The sequence below is a fragment of the Rothia nasimurium genome, assembly GCF_928382285.1.
GTDB lineage: Bacteria > Actinomycetota > Actinomycetes > Actinomycetales > Micrococcaceae > Rothia > Rothia nasimurium_E.
This window is the reverse complement of the sequence record NZ_CAKMSS010000006.1, coordinates 21451-37118: the sequence shown is the minus strand read 5'-3', so window position 1 is coordinate 37118 and position 15668 is coordinate 21451. Positions and strand designations below refer to the sequence as shown.

The window sequence follows — 15668 nt, the reverse complement described above, 5'->3', positions numbered from 1 at the left end:
GCTTCACGGATGCAAGGACGCCGCCACCCACTCTCCTGCCAGGCGGCAGGGAAGGCGGGGGCGGCGTCCTTTTGCTGACCCCTAGACCGCTACGGTGAGGCTGGCTCGTACAGCCTCGGTAGCGGCAACCAGAGACTCGATGGAAGCCTTGGTCTCCTTGTAGGCGCGGGTCTTCAGGCCGCAGTCGGGGTTGACCCAGAGCTGACGGGCGGGGATATGCTCCAGGGCAGTAGCCAGCAGCTTCTCGACCTCCTCGACCTGGGGCACACGCGGGGAGTGGATGTCCCACACGCCGGGGCCAATGCCGCGGTCGAAGCTCTCGGGCACGTCGGCCAGTAGCTCCAGGCGGGAGCGGGCTGCCTCAATCGAGGTGACATCGGCGTTCAGAGCATCGATTGCCCCAAAAATCTCGTTGAACTCCGAGTAGCACAGGTGGGTGTGGATCTGGGTGGAGTCGGCAACCTGCGAGGTCGCCAGGCGGAAGGCACCGACCGACCAGTCGAGGTAGGCAGCCTGATCCTCGGCGCGCAGGGGGAGCAGCTCGCGCAGGGCGGGCTCATCCACCTGAATGATGCGGGTGCCTGCGGCCTCAAGGTCAGCAATCTCATCGGCCAGGGCCAGCGCAACCTGGGTCGCGGTCGCCGCCAGAGGCTGGTCATCGCGCACAAACGACCAGGCCAGAATCGTCACCGGGCCGGTGAGCATACCCTTGACCGGCTTATCGGTCTGCTGCTGCGCGAAGCTAATCCACGGCACCGTAAAGGCATCACCGCGAGTACCCGCACCGCTACGCTTCACATCGCCCCACAGAATCGAGGGGCGGGTACAGCGCGACCCGTAGGACTGCACCCAGCCGTGCTCGGTCGGCGCAAACCCGTCGAAGTTCTCCGCAAAATACTGCACCATGTCGTTACGCTCAGCTTCACCGTGCACCAGCACATCCAGCCCCAGACGCTCCTGGAAGTCAATCACACAGCGAATCTCCTCCCGCAGATGGGCATCGAGCTCTTCCCTGGTCAGCGCACCCTTGCGGTAGTCCGCCCGCAGGGAGCGAATATGGCCGGTCTGCGGGAAAGACCCGATGGTGGTGGTCGGCAGCAGGGGCAGGTTCAGATCCTCCTGGGCCTGCTGACGCACCTGAGCGGACGCGCGCTCGTAGTTCTCGGGGGTAACGGAGAGGGTGCGCTCGCGGATGCAGGGGTCGTTGACTCCGCTGGACTGGGCGCGCGCTGCCAGCGCTGCCCTGGCCTGTTCAACCTCGGAGGCGATAGCCTCGGGTCCCTCAGTGAGACCCCGAGCGAGCAGGGCAACTTCGCTGACCTTCTGGTGGGCAAAGGCCAGCCAGCTGGTGAGCTTCTGGTCGAGCCCGGTTTCGAGGTCAAGATCGTAGGGCACGTGCTGCAGGGAGGTCGAGGTCGAGACGGATGCTGCTCCCACCGCCTGCAGGGTGTGGAGGGAGGCCGCCAGGTCGTTGCGCCAGATATTGCGGCCGTTTACCACACCTGCCACCAGCAGGGGAGCCGAATCGCCGCCGAAGAGGCGGGCGAGGGCGTCCTGATCATAGCCGGTAGATACCAGGTCAAGGTGCAGGGCCTCTACGCCCGAAGTGGCCAGGGGTTCTAGCAGGCCGGCCAGATTGCCGTAGGGGCTGGTGACCAGCAGGGAGGGGCGGTCAGAGAGCTGGGTGAGTTCCCCGTAGGTCTTCTCAATGAGCTGCGCCAGCTCGGCTTCACTCACAGCCTGGTCAGCACCCAAGGCGGGTTCGTTGAGCTGAACCCAGCGCACACCGCGGCCAGCCAGGTGGGCGAGCAGATCCCGGTAGAGGGGCAGCAGGTCTGCTAGACGGTCGAGGGGTGCGAAGTCGGCGGGGGCGCCGTCCTCGGCTTTTGCCAGGAGCAGGTAGGTGAGGGGCCCGGTGATGCTGGGGCGGGCGGACGTCCCCGCCGCCTTAGCGGCTGCCAGCAGGTCGTCGAGGGCTTCAGTGTTGAGGGTAAAGCCGGTGGTCGGGCCGATTTCTGGCACCAGGTAGTGGTAGTTAGTGTCGAACCACTTGGTCAGCTCCAGCGGGGGTAGCTGCTCGGTGCCGCGGGCCAGGGCGAAGTAGCCGTCCAGGTCAATCAGGCCACGGTCGTCGCGTACCGATTCGAAGCGGGCGGGCAGTGCGGTGAAGAGGCGGGTGGTATCGAGGACCTGGTCGTAGAAGGAAAAGTCAGCCGGAATGGCGTAGTCTTCGGTCAGGCCGCGCTCGGTCAGGGTGCGGTAGGCATGTTGCTGGATCTGATGGGCAACCTGCTTCAGCTCAGTCTGGTCAGTTTTACCCGCCCAGTAGGCTTCAACAGCGCGCTTGAGCTCGCGGCGGGCGCCGATGCGGGGGTAGCCGGTGATGGTTGCGGTGGGGAAAACGGTGGTCATGGTGGTGTCTTTCTATAAGGTCTTTGGGCCGATATTTTTAGGCGTAGGTCAGTTCGGCCAGGGGGTTTTCAAAGCGGGTGCTGTAGCGGGGTAGATCGACCCGCTCGAGAACATCCAGCACCGCTGCGTGTTCATTGAAGGTGTAGAAGTGGATGCCGGGGGCGCCGGCGTCCAGGGATTCTTGAAGCAGGCGGACGCCGAACTCCACTCCGATACGGTGCCGCTGGGTGTCCCCGCTCGCGGTTTCAAGGTCGTAGGCCAGCTTCTGGGGTACGGGTAGGCCAGCTAGTGAACAGAGCGTGGTGAGCCTGCGCAGGTTGGTCACCGGCATGATGCCCGGAATCAGGGGCAGGGTTACCCCCGCGGTTCGGGCCCGCTGTACCAGGGATTCGTAGCGGGGCGCCTCAAAGAAAACCTGGGTGATAGCGAAGTCAGCCCCCGCCCGCTCCTTGGAGAGCAGAATTTCAATATCCTGCAGCTCCGAGCTGGATTCCGGGTGCCGGGAGGGGTAGGCAGCCACCCCCACCGCCACGCGTCCTGCCGCTAGGTGGGCAAAATCCTGGGTCTCCACCCGGCGGATGAGATCCACCAGGGACCGGGCAAAGGGGATGTCGGGAGCCTGCGTGCTGCCCGGCGGCAGGTCGCCGCGCAGGGCTAAAAACCCGCGGACGCCGATTGCCAGTATGCGACGCACAGCGGCTTCCAGCTCCTCAGCGCTGTGCCCCACACAGGTGAGGTGGGCCAGGGGAGTAAGCCGGGTTTCGTGTACCAGGTGGTCGAGCAGGGCCAGGGTTTTCTGCTTACGAGCCCGATCACCGGAGTAGGTCACCGAGACGTAGTCGGGGTTAGTGGGAGCCAGCTGGTCGATAGTCGTCAGTAGACTCTCACAGCTGGCGGAACTTCGCGGTGGGAAGAGTTCATAAGAGAGCGCCGGTATATGGGTACTCATGGTTTCCTTACAGGTCGTTGGGTAGACCCGAAAGAATGCGGTGGCCGCTCCCAAAGGTGGCGGGAGGGCGCCACACAGGGCGGTGGGTGGACCGCTGGTGATGCACTCTATCGGTCCTAGCAGGAGCACCTTTCCCGTTAGGGTGGTTGCTGCGACGTCGTTGAGCTAGGTCTCTCAGTCGCTCTGGATAGATTTGATGGTTCTACACTAAAAGCGCAGGTAGGGCGCTGGCAAGAAACCGCCGCTCTATGTACCTTTTTGACTCTGTGTCGGGTGTGTTGAGACACATGACAGTAATATGACGGGTATGAGTATTGAGTATCGCCAACTAGGAAAAAGCGGGTTGACCGTCTCGAACGTGGGTCTGGGCTGCAACAACCTGGGCCGCGCCACAACCGCCACCGAAACGCAAAGCGGAACCAACGCCGTCCTCACCGCCGCCGTTGAAGCCGGAATCACCCTCTTTGATGTGGCCGATATTTACGGGTCTGCACCGGGGGTTTCTGAAACCATGTTTGGGAAGGCCCTGCGGGAGACCGGGATTGACCGCGACGAGATTGTGATTGTCTCTAAATTCGGCATGGACATGGGAGGGGCCAACGGCACCGACCACGGGGTGCGCGGCTCCCGCCGGTATATTATGCGGGCGGTTGAGGCCTCCCTGAGTCGCCTGGGCACGGACTACATCGACCTCTACTTCCACCACACCCCCGACCCGGCAACCCCCATCGAAGAAACTCTCTCAGCTCTGGGTACCCTGATTGAGCAGGGCAAGGTGCGCTACATCGGGTCGTCCAACCACACCGGCTGGCAAATCGCCCACGCCGAGCACCTGGGCCGGGCCCTGGGGCACCGCTACGTTGCGGCTGAAAACCACTACAACCTGCTTGACCGCCGCGCTGAACTCGAGGTTCTACCCGCCTCCCGCGAGTTCGGGTTGGGCGTGCTGCCCTACTTCCCCCTGGCTAACGGCTTGCTGACGGGTAAGTATTCCCGCTCTTTCGCTCCTGCTGACGGGCGCCTGACCCGCATCAAACCCGACATCTTGGACGGCGCTAACTGGGACCAACTCGAAGCCTTCTCAGCCTTTGCCGCCGAGCGCGGCCTGACCGAGGTTCAGGTTGCCTTCTCGTGGCTGGCTCAGCAGGAGCCGGTTGCCTCTGTGATCGCCGGGGCCACCACCGAAGACCAGGTACGTGCCAACGCGGCGGCTATCGTCCGCCGGTTCGACGCGGACGAGCTCGCCCTGCTCGACGAGATTTTCCCGGCACCGCCGAAGGTGGCGCTTTTCTAACCCCCATACAGCAAACGACGCCCCTTCCCTCTTTCCCGCAGCACTCCGGTGCGTGGAAAGAAAGATGGGGCGCCGTTGTATGCCGAACTAGGCAGTAAGCTCAGCCAGCAGGGAGCGGACGCGGGCGTCGATGTCGTCCCGGATCAGGTTCATGCGCTCAGCCCCCTCAATTCCCTCGTGGGAGGGCTCAACGGTGTTCCAGCGTTCGGTCTTAGCCAGGACCTCCTCGTCCGTCGTTTCAAGCTGGGCAGCCCCACCCAGAATGACGATCCGGTCAGCAGCAGCCAGGTCGTCGGCGCTCGCAAACTTGGGCCTACCCTTGCTCATATCCGCACCAATCTCAGCGAGCGAAGCGGCAGATTCAGCGTTGACCGCGCTGCCCACCGCAGCCTTGGTACCCGCGGATGTCGCCCGCACGCGTCCTTGCGCATGAAGATTCATCAGGGCCTCAGCCATCTGAGACTTGCCCTTATTGGACTGGCAGATAAAAAGAACGTGGGGGATAGAAGTCATAGCTCCATCATAGGGTTCATCAAGAACTTCTACCTACACAAAAGCCCCACTCACCCTACCGCAGGGCGGTAGAACGAGTGGGGCTTGCATCAGCGTAGAAACAACTAGACGAAGAACCTACTTATTGCTGTACAGGACGGCATCGTGATCGAAATCAGCAGAAACATCAAGGGTAACGCTCGCCGGATCAGCTACACCAAAGGCAACATCAAAGGTGACAGATTCACCGGGCAGAATACGGCCGCTAGGAGCTGAACCGATGTTCTGCTCAGAGTCAAAAATCTGATCAACAGCCTTACCCCCTGAATTACCTTCAGCATAGAAGAGGGGCTCAAAGGGCTCGCTGGTACCGTTCTCAATCGTCACGGTGAAAGCCACGTAATCCGTCAAAGACTCATCTAAACGTGAGGCGTACTCGCTGGGAACATAATCGGTGCGAGGCTCGGAGACAGTAAGGCGCAGACCGTCCTCAAACTCTGCCGTGTCGCCGAACTGCAAGACACCATCAATGGCAGTGGCTGAGCCAGGAGCTGCAGCAGAGTCTTCAGCGGCAGGTTCGGAAGAAGATACTCCGGGGCTAACAGATGCGACGGCAGAGGGAGTTGCTACAGCTGACTCAAGATCTTTTATTGCCTGCTCAAATTCAGGGTCGGTTGCCACAGCATTAGCCACAACAAAAATCAGGACGATAGTTGAAACAATCGACCCAACGATCGATAGGACTAGGGCAACAATAGATGAAACCTTCTCTTTACCCTTCTGGAATAGACCGACGATAGAGGTCACAAAAGCTGCAAACAGAAACAGCCAGCCAAGGAACATGATGCCGGGAATGCAAGCCAAAATAAAGCCAAGAACGCCCAGGCCCAGAGCCACCAGACCAACCACGTTCTTAGGCTTTTTGCCGTTAGGTTGCTGGGGCGCGGCGTAGGGGTCCTGATAGGGGTACTGGCCCGGTGCGGCATACGCCCCGGCAGACGATGCTGGCGCTTCGGGCTGATCGGGCTGAGAAGACGGAGTGTTGGGTGTGTATGGGTTTTCGCTCATACCTACCAGTTTAAAGACATTCTGAGTAAGCTCTGACTACAAGTCATATTATTTCTTAGTGCTTCATTGGTGACCTCTACCTAAGTCCTTTCAGCACACCTGCACATCTTCTAAAGTACCGCCCGGCGTCCGCCCACCCTCTACCGCTAGTAGCGCAAAACCTGGAACACCTGCCCAAACACAAACCACCCTTGCTATCCTTAAGAATGGTGTGCCCTGCGTCCGCGCCGTCTGCACAGGCCGCGCAGCCCCACCCCACCGCCGTGAAACCCGGCAGGTGACCACCCTATTCAGGAGTAAGACTTATGCCAGCAATTGTGATTGTAGGCGCCCAGTGGGGCGACGAAGGTAAGGGCAAAGCAACCGACCTGCTCGGCGGCCGCGTCGACTACGTCGTCAAGCCCAACGGCGGCAACAACGCAGGCCACACCGTCGTCGTCAACGGCCAGAAGTTCGAGCTCAAGCTCCTTCCCGCCGGTATCCTCTCAGAAAACGCTGTACCCGTCATTGGCAACGGCGTGGTCGTCAACCCCGAGGCCCTCTTCGAAGAAATCGACGGCCTTGAAGCCCGCGGGGCAGACACCTCCAAGCTCAAAATTTCAGCTAACGCCCACCTGGTAGCCCCCTACCACCAGACCATGGACAAGGTCACTGAACGCTTCCTGGGTAAGCGCGCCATCGGCACCACCGGCCGCGGCATCGGCCCCACCTACATGGACAAGGTAGGCCGCCTGGGCATTCGCGTGCAGGACATCCTCGACGAGTCCATCCTGCGCCAGAAGGTCGAAGGTGCCCTGCGCCAGAAGAATGAACTGCTGGTCAAGGTCTACAACCGCCGCCACGTCGAGGTCGAAGAAATCGTTGAGTACTTCATGAGCTTCGCCGACCGCCTGGCCCCCATGATCGTTGAGTCAACCCAGCTGCTGAACAAGGCCCTGGATGAAGGCAAGACCCTGCTGATGGAAGGCGGCCAGGCCACCTTCCTCGACGTAGACCACGGCACCTACCCCTTCGTCACTTCATCTAACCCCACCGCAGGTGGCGCCTCCGTTGGCTCCGGTGTCGGCCCCACCCGTATCTCCCGCGTCATCGGTATTCAGAAGGCCTACACCACCCGCGTAGGCGCTGGTCCCTTCCCCACCGAACTCTTCGACGACATGGGCGAATTCCTGCGCACCACCGGTGGCGAGTTCGGCGTGAACACCGGCCGCCCCCGCCGCTGCGGCTGGTACGACGCGGTTCTGGCCCGCCAGGCTGTGCGCATCAACGGCTTCACCGACCTCTTCATCACCAAGCTGGACGTGCTCACCGGGCTAGAGAAGATTCCTGTCTGCGTCGCCTACGACGTAGACGGTGTTCGCCACGACGAGATGCCCATGACCCAGTCAGACTTCCACCACGCCAAGCCCATCTACGAGTACTTCGACGGCTGGACCGAAGACATCACCGAGGCTAAAACCCTCGACGAGCTGCCCGAGAATGCCCGTAAGTACCTTGAGAAGCTGGAAGAAATCTCCGGCTGCCGTATCTCGGCGATTGGTGTTGGCCCCGGCCGCGAGCAGACCATCGTCGTGCGCGACCTGATCGAGGACGAGAAGTAGGGCGGACGTCCGCGCCCCTTCCCCTGCACCGGGTAGGTACCATCTAAATCAGAAAAACCCACCAACTAGGTGGGTTTTTCTGATTTAAATGGTCTTTTCTGTAGAAGGACTACGATAGACACCATGCCCTTACTCAACACACTCAACCACACCACCGGGGCCGTCACCGGCTACGACTCCCTCACCGACCTCGCCCAGGCCTTCACGCCCGGCACCGACTGCGCCTACATCGGCCTGATTGACCCCTCCCGCGACGACCTCACCACCCTCACCGGCCTCTTCGACCTGCACCCCCTCGCCGTTGAAGACTCCGAGCAGGGCCACCAGCGCTCCAAGCTCGATCGCTACGGCAGCACCTACTACCTGGTGCTCCGCCCGGCAATCTACCTCGATGACACCGAAGAGATCCGTTTCGGTGAAACCCACATGTTCGTGGGCGAGAACTTTGCGATTTGGCTTGTCAAAGACGCTCTGCGCTCTGTCGATACCACCCAGCGCAGCATGGACGCGGTCTTCTCGAGCGCGCTGGAGAGCCCCGCCATGCAGACCTACCCACTGGCCTTCCTGCACCGGGTGCTCGACATGCTCGTGGACGGCTACTTCCCCGTCATCGAGGGCCTAGAAAATGACGGCGATGAAATCGAGGACGCCCTCTTCGCCGACAACTCTGAAGCTAGCGAGATATCGCAGCGCATCTACAGCCTGCTGAACGAGGTCAGTGACTTCAAACGCGCGGTCAAGCCGGTGGGGCAGATGCTGGACCTACTCATGGGGCGTATTCGTATTCAGGCTGAGGCTGGCGATGAGCACCAGCTTGAGCTGCTCCGCCACTTCCGCGACGTGAAAGACCACGTCATCAGCGTGGTAGACCGGGTGGACGACCTGCGGTCTTCGCTAGAGAACGCCCTGGCGGTGAACTCAACGATTGTGGCGGAACGCCAGAATGACGACATGAAGCGTATCTCGGCCTGGGCTGCGATTCTGGTGGCCCCTACCGTCATTGGCTCGATTTACGGCATGAACTTCGACGTCATGCCCGAGCTACACTGGACCTTCGGCTACCCGGCCTCCCTGCTGCTCATGGTTGCGGTGTCCTTCGGGCTGTGGCTGGTGTTCAAGAAGAAGGAGTGGCTGTAGGTGCGAGATGAGCCCCAGGCCTGCCTGCGCCTGCCCCCGCTTCCCCTGGCCGGAAAAGACCATTTAACTCAGAAGAACCCACCTAGTTCGTGGGTTTTTCTGATTTAAATGGTACCTACTCGCAGGGGCCGGGCGGGCAGCTCTACATCTTTACCCCGCGCAGGGTGCGCACCACCATCACAGCGCAGAGAAGCATGAGCACCACACCGATAGCCGAGGTGTAGACCACGCCCGAGTCGAAGGCGTGCTGGGCTGAGGCCAGTAGGGCCGCGCCGGTCTCTCCGCCGATGTTCTCAGCCACCTCAGCTGCCCCACCCAGGGTCTCGCGGGCGGCGTCCGCGTCCGCAGCACTAACCCCCTCGGGTACCACCAGGTGGGCAACGTAGGCTGCATTCAGGATTGACCCCAGAATCGCGGTACCCATGACCGAGCCGGTCTCGTAGGCGGTCTCCGAGATAGCGGACGCCGCACCCGCCTTATGCGGGGGAACAGCGGCCAAGATGATGTCGTTGGTCAGGGTCTCAGCAAAACCAATGCCCACACCCAGCAGGGCAAAGGCCACCAGAATACCGGTATCAGAGCCTGAATCGGCGGTGAAGAAGACCAGGCCGAAGGCTGCCGCGTTCATCAGCAGGGCACCTGAAATGACGATCCAGGGTTTGAGGACCTTGACGATATAGACAACCACCAGGCCCGCAATAACGGTCAGTACCAGACCGGGCAGCAGCAGGAGGGCGGCGCTGAAGGGGGAATGGCCGCTGACCAACTGCAGGTGCTGGGAGACGAAGTAGAGGAAGCCAACCAGCGAGAAAATCGCCATGAGGTTGGTCAGTACCGCGCCGGTGAACTGCTTGTTGGTGAAGAGGCGGACGTCCAGCATGGGGTTGGTGCGGGCCAGCTGGCGGCGGGTGAAGACAATACCGCAGATGGTTGCAACCAGCAGCAGGGCGACGGTGAGCAGGTCGAAGCCGTCGTGGGCAAAGTGCTTGATGGCGTAGACGAAGGGGGTCATGGTCGCCATAATTAGGGCGATGCTGACGAAGTCGATGGCGCCGGGAGCCGGGTCCTTGGAGTTAGGAATCAGCCAGAAGCCCAGCAGGAGCATGGGCAGCAGGACGGGCACTGCCATGAGGAAGACCGAGCCCCAGTAGAAGTGCTCCAGCAGGAACCCACCGACGACAGGTCCCAGGGCTGCGCCACCTGCGAAACCTGAGGCCCAGATGGCAATAGCGGTGCGGCGTTCGGTGGCGTCGGCGAACATGTTGCGGATAATCGAGAGCGTTGCGGGCATGAGCATAGCCCCGAAGATACCCATGCCGGCGCGGGCGGCAATGAGCCAGGCGGCGGTGGGCGCGAAGGCAGCGGCTGCCGAGATGACGGTAAAGCCGAAGCCGCCCAACAGGAGCATGGTGCGGCGGCCAAAGCGGTCACCCATGCTACCTGCGGGGATGAGCAGGCCCGAAAGAATCAGCGGGTACACATCGTTAATCCAGAGTAGCTGGGTGCCGCTGGGCGAAAGCTGGGCTGAGATTTCGGGCAGGGCAAAGGCGAGCACGGTGTTGTCGACAGAGACCAGCAGTACCGGCAGCATGAGCACAGCCAGGGCTGCCCAGCGACGGGAATAGGGGGCGATTGAGGATTCTTCAGTGGTGACGGCTCTCATCTGGCCGGTTGCGGGGTGCATGTCTGCTCCTTCGTGAGGACGGCTACCTGGGGTTGGGTGCCCGCTGGGTGCGGGTGTTGCGTCGGTAGCTTTAGTTCAACACAGATTACTGTACCGTCTGGACGGTTTTGTTTTCAAGTGCCAGCCCGGTAGGGTGGAACACATGAGTTCTCGCGAAAAAATCCTCGACGCCTACGAAGCCCTGCTCATTGAAGAGGGGGAGCGGGCGGCGTCCATGAACGCTATTGCCGCCCGTGCTGGGGTGTCCAAGGGAGGGCTGCTCTATCACTTCCCCGATAAGAGTGCCCTGATCGACGGGCTGTTGGAACGGGCCTGGGCGCTTGCTGAGCGGGATTTCAAGGCCATGGCAGATGACCCTGCCGGGGCCTGCGCCTACTATGTGCGCACCTCCATGTACCAGGACACCCCGTTTGACCGGGTGTTTGTAGCCACGTCGCGTCTGTGTCAGGACGCCGCCGAGAAGGTCTCTGCGGTCTATGACAGGATCCAGGGGCGCTGGTTTGAGATGATTCGGGCCGAGACCCCCTCGGATGCTGCGGCCCGCGCTATCTTGCTGATGGGGGACGGGCTCTACTACAACGCGGCGGTCGCCAGCAGCGAGTCCCGCCCCAACCTAGCCCTCAGTGGCGATATGGACGCCCTGCTCGAGGTGGTAGAGCAGCTCAAGGGGCGCTAGCTAGCCAGTACAGCTACCGTCTCGTAGGGCCGCAAGACCAGCTCGCTGGTTCCCAGTCCAGGCTCATTCTTGTAATTACACAGAAGCACAGACCCCGCCGCGAACTCGGCAGGCAGCTGCACGGGGGCGTCCTTACCGTAGAAGTTGCAGAGCACCAGCAGGCGCTGACCCTCATACTCTCGTACAAACCCGTAGACGCTCTCGTGCTCGCGGGCAAAGGACTCGTAGGACCCCTCAGCAATCAGCGGCAACTCGTGGCGCAGGCGCACCAGCTCCCGGTAGAAGGGCAGAATGGTGCCCTCAGACTCTTCGCGCTCCACGTTAATGTCGGCCTGTGAGGTAGGCATGAGCCAGGGCTTTACCCGCGAGAAACCGGCGAATTTGGAAGAATCCCATTGCATGGGGGTGCGGGAGTTATCGCGGGACTTCTTGGTGACAATGCGGAAGGCCTCGGCTTCGCTCACGCCCCGCTCCTGCAGAATGGCAAAGGCATTGTGGGATTCAACGTCCACGTAGTCATCCATGGACGAATAGACCGGATCAACCATGCCGATCTCTTCGCCCTGGTAGATGTAGGGGGTGCCGCGGGTTAGGTGCACGGCGGCAGCCAGCATGGTGGCGGACTCTGCCCGGTAACGCTCCACATCACCAAAGCGGTTGATGGCGCGCGGCTGGTCGTGATTGTTCCAGAAGGACGCCTGCCAGCCGCCTCCCGCCTGGATACCTACCGCCCAGTCGGTCAGCAGACCCTTAAGAGCCATGAAATCAAAGGGAACATCAGACCATTTTTCGGCACCGTCATAGTCCACCTTGAGGTGGTGGAAGGAGAAGACCATGTCCAGCTCCTGGTTGGCCGGATTGGTGTAGCGCACGCTGCTATCAATGGTGGTTGATGACATCTCACCCACGGTCACGGTGCCCTCGGTGTCGCCAAAGGTGGCCCGGTGCAGTTCCTGCACCCAGGGGTGTACGCGGTCGGTATCGGTGTAGATGAGCTTGTCGTTCTCGCCGGGTGCGGCATCCCGCAGATCCTCAGCCTTGCCAATTACGTTGAGCACGTCAAAGCGGAAGCCGCGAACACCCTTGTCCTTCCAGAAATTGACCACCTTGAAGAGCTCTTCGCGCACCCTGGGGTTGTGCCAGTTCAGGTCTGCCTGGGTCACATCGTAGAGGTGCATGTAGTAGAGGTCGGTGTCGCCAAACTGTGACCAGGCTGGGCCACCGAACTTGGACTCCCAGTTGGTCGGCAGGGAGCCGTCCTCCTGTAGGGGGCGCAGGTAGAAGAAGTCCTGGTACTCCTTCTCGCCGGCCAGAGCCCGCTGGAACCACTCGTGCTCGGTGGAGACATGGTTGAGCACCATATCGAACATAACCCCGATTCCCTCTCGCCCCAGGGCTGCAATCAGCTCTTCGGCGTCCGCCATGGTGCCCATTTCGGGGTCTACCTCGTAGTAGTTGGCGATGTCGTAGCCGTTATCGTTCTGGGGGGAGACAAAGAAGGGGTTGAACCAGACCATGTCCACCCCCAGGGAGGCAATGTAGGGGACCTTCTCGATAATGCCCCGCAGGTCGCCTATGCCGTTGCCGCTCGAATCGTAGAAGGACTTGGGGTAGACCTGGTAGATGACCTTATCGTGAAAGCTCATGGTGTGCTCCAAAGGGTAGGACGCCGGTGCTGGGGCGGGTGCGCCCGGTGGGTGGGGGCTGGGGTAAAAGAAAAGAAGCGTACCCCGTCAAAGCGAGTACGCTCCTTAACCTTACCTGTCTAACAGGTGCTTCGGCCTTTGTTACAGCCGATGTGGAACTTTATTCAGAAACCGGAATTTCCTGGCGGCGGTGCGCGAAGTCCAGGTAGCGGAACTTATCGGCGCGGTGGCGGGAAATGGTGTACTGGAAGGCGGTGCCGTCCTCTAGCACGGTGATAGAGGTGGTCACAGCAACGTACTCGCCAGCGTGCAGGTTCAGGTACTTGGCGTCGTTGGGGGTGGCCTGCTCGATGGTGATCTGCTTGGCAGATGACACGATGTTCAGACCCAGTTCGCCCTCAAAATAGTTGTAGAGGGAGTCCTCAGCGACCTCGCGGGGAATTTCGGCTACTACGCTCTTGATGATGTAGTCGTGGTCGATGATGGCGGGGGCGCCGTCCATGTGGCGAACTCGCATGATGTGGGTGACGGGCACCTGCTCTACGGAGCCGTCCGTCAGGGCCTGGAAGGGTACATGCGGCAGCAGGGCGTCCTCAAGCTCAACCAGTTCAGTCTGGGTGTCGCGACTGGCTGACTCAGCAAATTCCTTGTAGCTGACCAGTGATGACACGGGAATGGAGTAGCGCTTGTGGTCAATGACCAGGGAGCCCTTGCCCATGATGCGCTGGATGTAGCCGCGGTCGGTCAGGATAGCCAGAGCCTTGCGGGCGGTCTCACGGGAGACATTGTACTTTTCGGTCAGCTTCTTTTCGCTGGGCAGCAAATCGCCCACGACGTACTTGCCTTCATCAATGTCACGAGCCAGGTCGTGGTAGATGCGTTCAAACTTTCCCATTTGGTTCCCCTATGTAACAGGTGCGAGAGCACATTGTGCGAGATGGAGTGAGAGTTTCACACGGTGATTGTGTTTCCCTATAGTCTAGGACTCGCATGGGGTGTTTGCGAGAGACACACATGTAAATGTGTGTCACACGTTAGTCAGCCTGTCTACGTGCAGGTTTTAACCGGTGTAGCCCCTGCGTGACCTGCGGAAATCCTTGGTGTTGAAAACACTTCTGTCAAAAGTGTGGTGTGAAACTCGCCCGACGGGCGCAGCGAGCGGCCCACAAGCGTCCTTGCGCCTCCCTCAATCCCTAACAAGGGGACCGCATAACTTAAAAGGGACCGCGTAATACGAGGTCCCTTTTAAGTTATGCGGTCCCCTTTGGGTAGGGCGGCTAGCCAGATAACTAGCTGAACAGGCGCTCGCTGGCGATGCGGGCGCCTGCGGCCAGCGACTCTAGCTTGGCCCAAGCCAGGTCGGGGTGCAGGCGTCCGCCCAGACCACAGTCGGTCGACGCCACCACGTTCTCCTTGCCCACCACCTGAGCAAACTGCTCAATGCGCTGGGCCACCAGCTCGGGGTGCTCAATCAGGTTGGTCGAGTGTGACACGACGCCGGGAATTACGTACTTGCCCTCGGGCAGCTCCAGGTTCTCCCAGACCTTCCACTCGTGGGCGTGGCGAGCGTTGGCAGCCTCAAAGGTGTAGCCGGCGGCGTCAATCGACAGCAGGGTATCGGCCAGGTGCTTGAACTCCAGATCGGTGCTGTGCGGCCCGTGCCAGGAACCCCAGCACAGGTGGAAGCGGGTCTGCTCGGTCGGAATATCCTCCAGTGCGTAGTTGAGGGCATCCACCGCCACCTGAATAAAATCAAGGTAGTCGCGGACGCTGGGCTCAGGGTTAATCTGATCCCAGCCCTCAGCCACCGACGGGTCATCAATCTGCAGGGTGAAACCGGCATCGGTGATGGCCTTGTACTCTTCCTTCAGCACCTCCGCCCAGGCGTAGATGTGCTCCTTATCGGTGGGGTAGTAGAGGTTACCCACGCGAGCAGCAGAGCCCGGCGACAGTGCCGCCACAAAAGCGCTGTGCGCCCTCTTGCCCTCGGTTGCGGAAGCGAGATTGCGGACGTCCCTCCCCACCTCGTCCTGCCCCTGGTAGGTCAGCGGGGCAACGGTAACAGGGAAACTGCGGTCAGGGTCGTTGCCCAGGTCGAGCTCCGCGGTGTAAAAGTCTTGGAAACGGGTCCAGTCACGGCGGTCGGCAAAGCTGGTGTACTTGAGCTTGCCCGGCTCAGAACGGTGCACCTCGTTGGCGGGGTTGCCCTCGGTCAGCAGCTTCAGGCCACCGGTGCGGGCAAAGGAGTAGTGCCACCAGGCGCCGTAATCCACGGCCTGACTCATGGCATGCCCGTATTCGCCGTCGTTCACAATGTCGATACCGATGTCTACCTGGCGGTCAATCACTGCCTGGGTTTCCTCGGTCAGAATCTGCTGGAAATCTGCCTCGTCTATGCTGTCATCGCGGCGGGCGGCGTTAGCTTCAATCAGGCGCTGGCTGCGCGGCAGGGAACCAACGTGAGTGGTCAGAATACGGTCGGTATTGATGGGCATGATCTGCTCCTGGGGTAGTCCTACGGCTGTAGAGGCTGCTTGCGGCAGCGGCCTTGACTCCAGCTAACACCCGCACCCGGTAAGCCCCCAAACTCTTTTCGGTCTAAGACGGCACATTTCAAAAATGAACTACAGTGACGGCTGCGCGTCATACGCGCGTCATGAGCGCCTGTCTCACCGCAAGGGGACCGCAAAACCTAAAAAGGACCTCATA

12 protein-coding genes and 1 riboswitch are annotated in these 15668 nt (G+C 60.9%); of the genes, 4 read left to right on the top strand and 8 right to left on the bottom strand.

Annotation, left to right across the window (positions count from 1 at the left end):
* Positions 1-81: 81 nt before the first annotated feature.
* Complete coding sequence (metE, locus tag L6758_RS07705; protein WP_237205448.1) at positions 82-2412, bottom strand: 5-methyltetrahydropteroyltriglutamate--homocysteine S-methyltransferase; 2331 nt, start codon at positions 2410-2412, stop codon at positions 82-84.
* Between the two features lie 37 nt (positions 2413-2449).
* Positions 2450-3361, bottom strand: coding sequence for a methylenetetrahydrofolate reductase (locus L6758_RS07700; protein WP_237205449.1), 912 nt, complete (start codon positions 3359-3361; stop codon positions 2450-2452).
* A gap of 104 nt (positions 3362-3465) precedes the next feature.
* Positions 3466-3555, bottom strand: a riboswitch (SAM riboswitch).
* Between the two features lie 113 nt (positions 3556-3668).
* Here L6758_RS07700 and L6758_RS07695 point away from each other — a divergent pair.
* Entirely contained in the window at positions 3669-4655 is a 987-nt protein-coding gene (locus L6758_RS07695; RefSeq protein WP_423817194.1) for an aldo/keto reductase, read from the top strand.
* A gap of 87 nt (positions 4656-4742) precedes the next feature.
* Here the strand turns inward: L6758_RS07695 and L6758_RS07690 are convergent, their stop codons facing one another.
* Entirely contained in the window at positions 4743-5168 is a 426-nt protein-coding gene (locus tag L6758_RS07690) for an arsenate-mycothiol transferase ArsC (RefSeq protein ID WP_237205451.1), read from the bottom strand.
* A 117-nt stretch (positions 5169-5285) separates the two neighbouring features.
* The gene (locus L6758_RS07685; protein ID WP_237205452.1) at positions 5286-6215 is read right to left on the bottom strand and encodes a DUF308 domain-containing protein; all 930 of its coding nucleotides are present in this window, start codon (positions 6213-6215) and stop codon (positions 5286-5288) included.
* Positions 6216-6520: 305 nt separating this feature from the next.
* Between L6758_RS07685 and L6758_RS07680 the strand changes: the two genes are divergently transcribed.
* Entirely contained in the window at positions 6521-7816 is a 1296-nt protein-coding gene (locus L6758_RS07680; RefSeq protein WP_135012930.1) for an adenylosuccinate synthase, read from the top strand.
* A gap of 123 nt (positions 7817-7939) precedes the next feature.
* On the top strand, positions 7940-8953 hold the full coding sequence (locus L6758_RS07675) for a magnesium and cobalt transport protein CorA (protein WP_237205453.1): 1014 nt from the start codon (positions 7940-7942) through the stop codon (positions 8951-8953).
* 142 nt (positions 8954-9095) lie between these two features.
* On the opposite strand, the gene L6758_RS07670 is transcribed toward L6758_RS07675, so the two are convergent.
* A complete protein-coding gene (locus tag L6758_RS07670) occupies positions 9096-10637 on the bottom strand; it encodes an MFS transporter (RefSeq protein WP_423817195.1) in 1542 nt (513 codons plus the stop codon).
* A gap of 142 nt (positions 10638-10779) precedes the next feature.
* Between L6758_RS07670 and L6758_RS07665 the strand changes: the two genes are divergently transcribed.
* Positions 10780-11313, top strand: a complete 534-nt coding sequence (locus L6758_RS07665) for a TetR/AcrR family transcriptional regulator (RefSeq protein WP_237205454.1) — start codon at positions 10780-10782, stop codon at positions 11311-11313.
* Here the strand turns inward: L6758_RS07665 and treC are convergent.
* The 3 genes from treC to L6758_RS07650 form a co-directional block, all read right to left on the bottom strand.
* Positions 11310-12959, bottom strand: coding sequence for an alpha,alpha-phosphotrehalase (gene treC / locus L6758_RS07660; protein WP_237205455.1), 1650 nt, complete (start codon positions 12957-12959; stop codon positions 11310-11312). The genes L6758_RS07665 and treC overlap by 4 nt on opposite strands.
* A gap of 160 nt (positions 12960-13119) precedes the next feature.
* A complete protein-coding gene (gene treR, locus L6758_RS07655; RefSeq protein WP_237205456.1) occupies positions 13120-13854 on the bottom strand; it encodes a trehalose operon repressor in 735 nt (244 codons plus the stop codon).
* A 394-nt stretch (positions 13855-14248) separates the two neighbouring features.
* Positions 14249-15454 (bottom strand): cobalamin-independent methionine synthase II family protein, encoded by a 1206-nt coding sequence (locus L6758_RS07650; RefSeq protein ID WP_237205457.1) that lies wholly within the window; start codon positions 15452-15454, stop codon positions 14249-14251.
* Positions 15455-15668 lie beyond the last annotated feature (214 nt).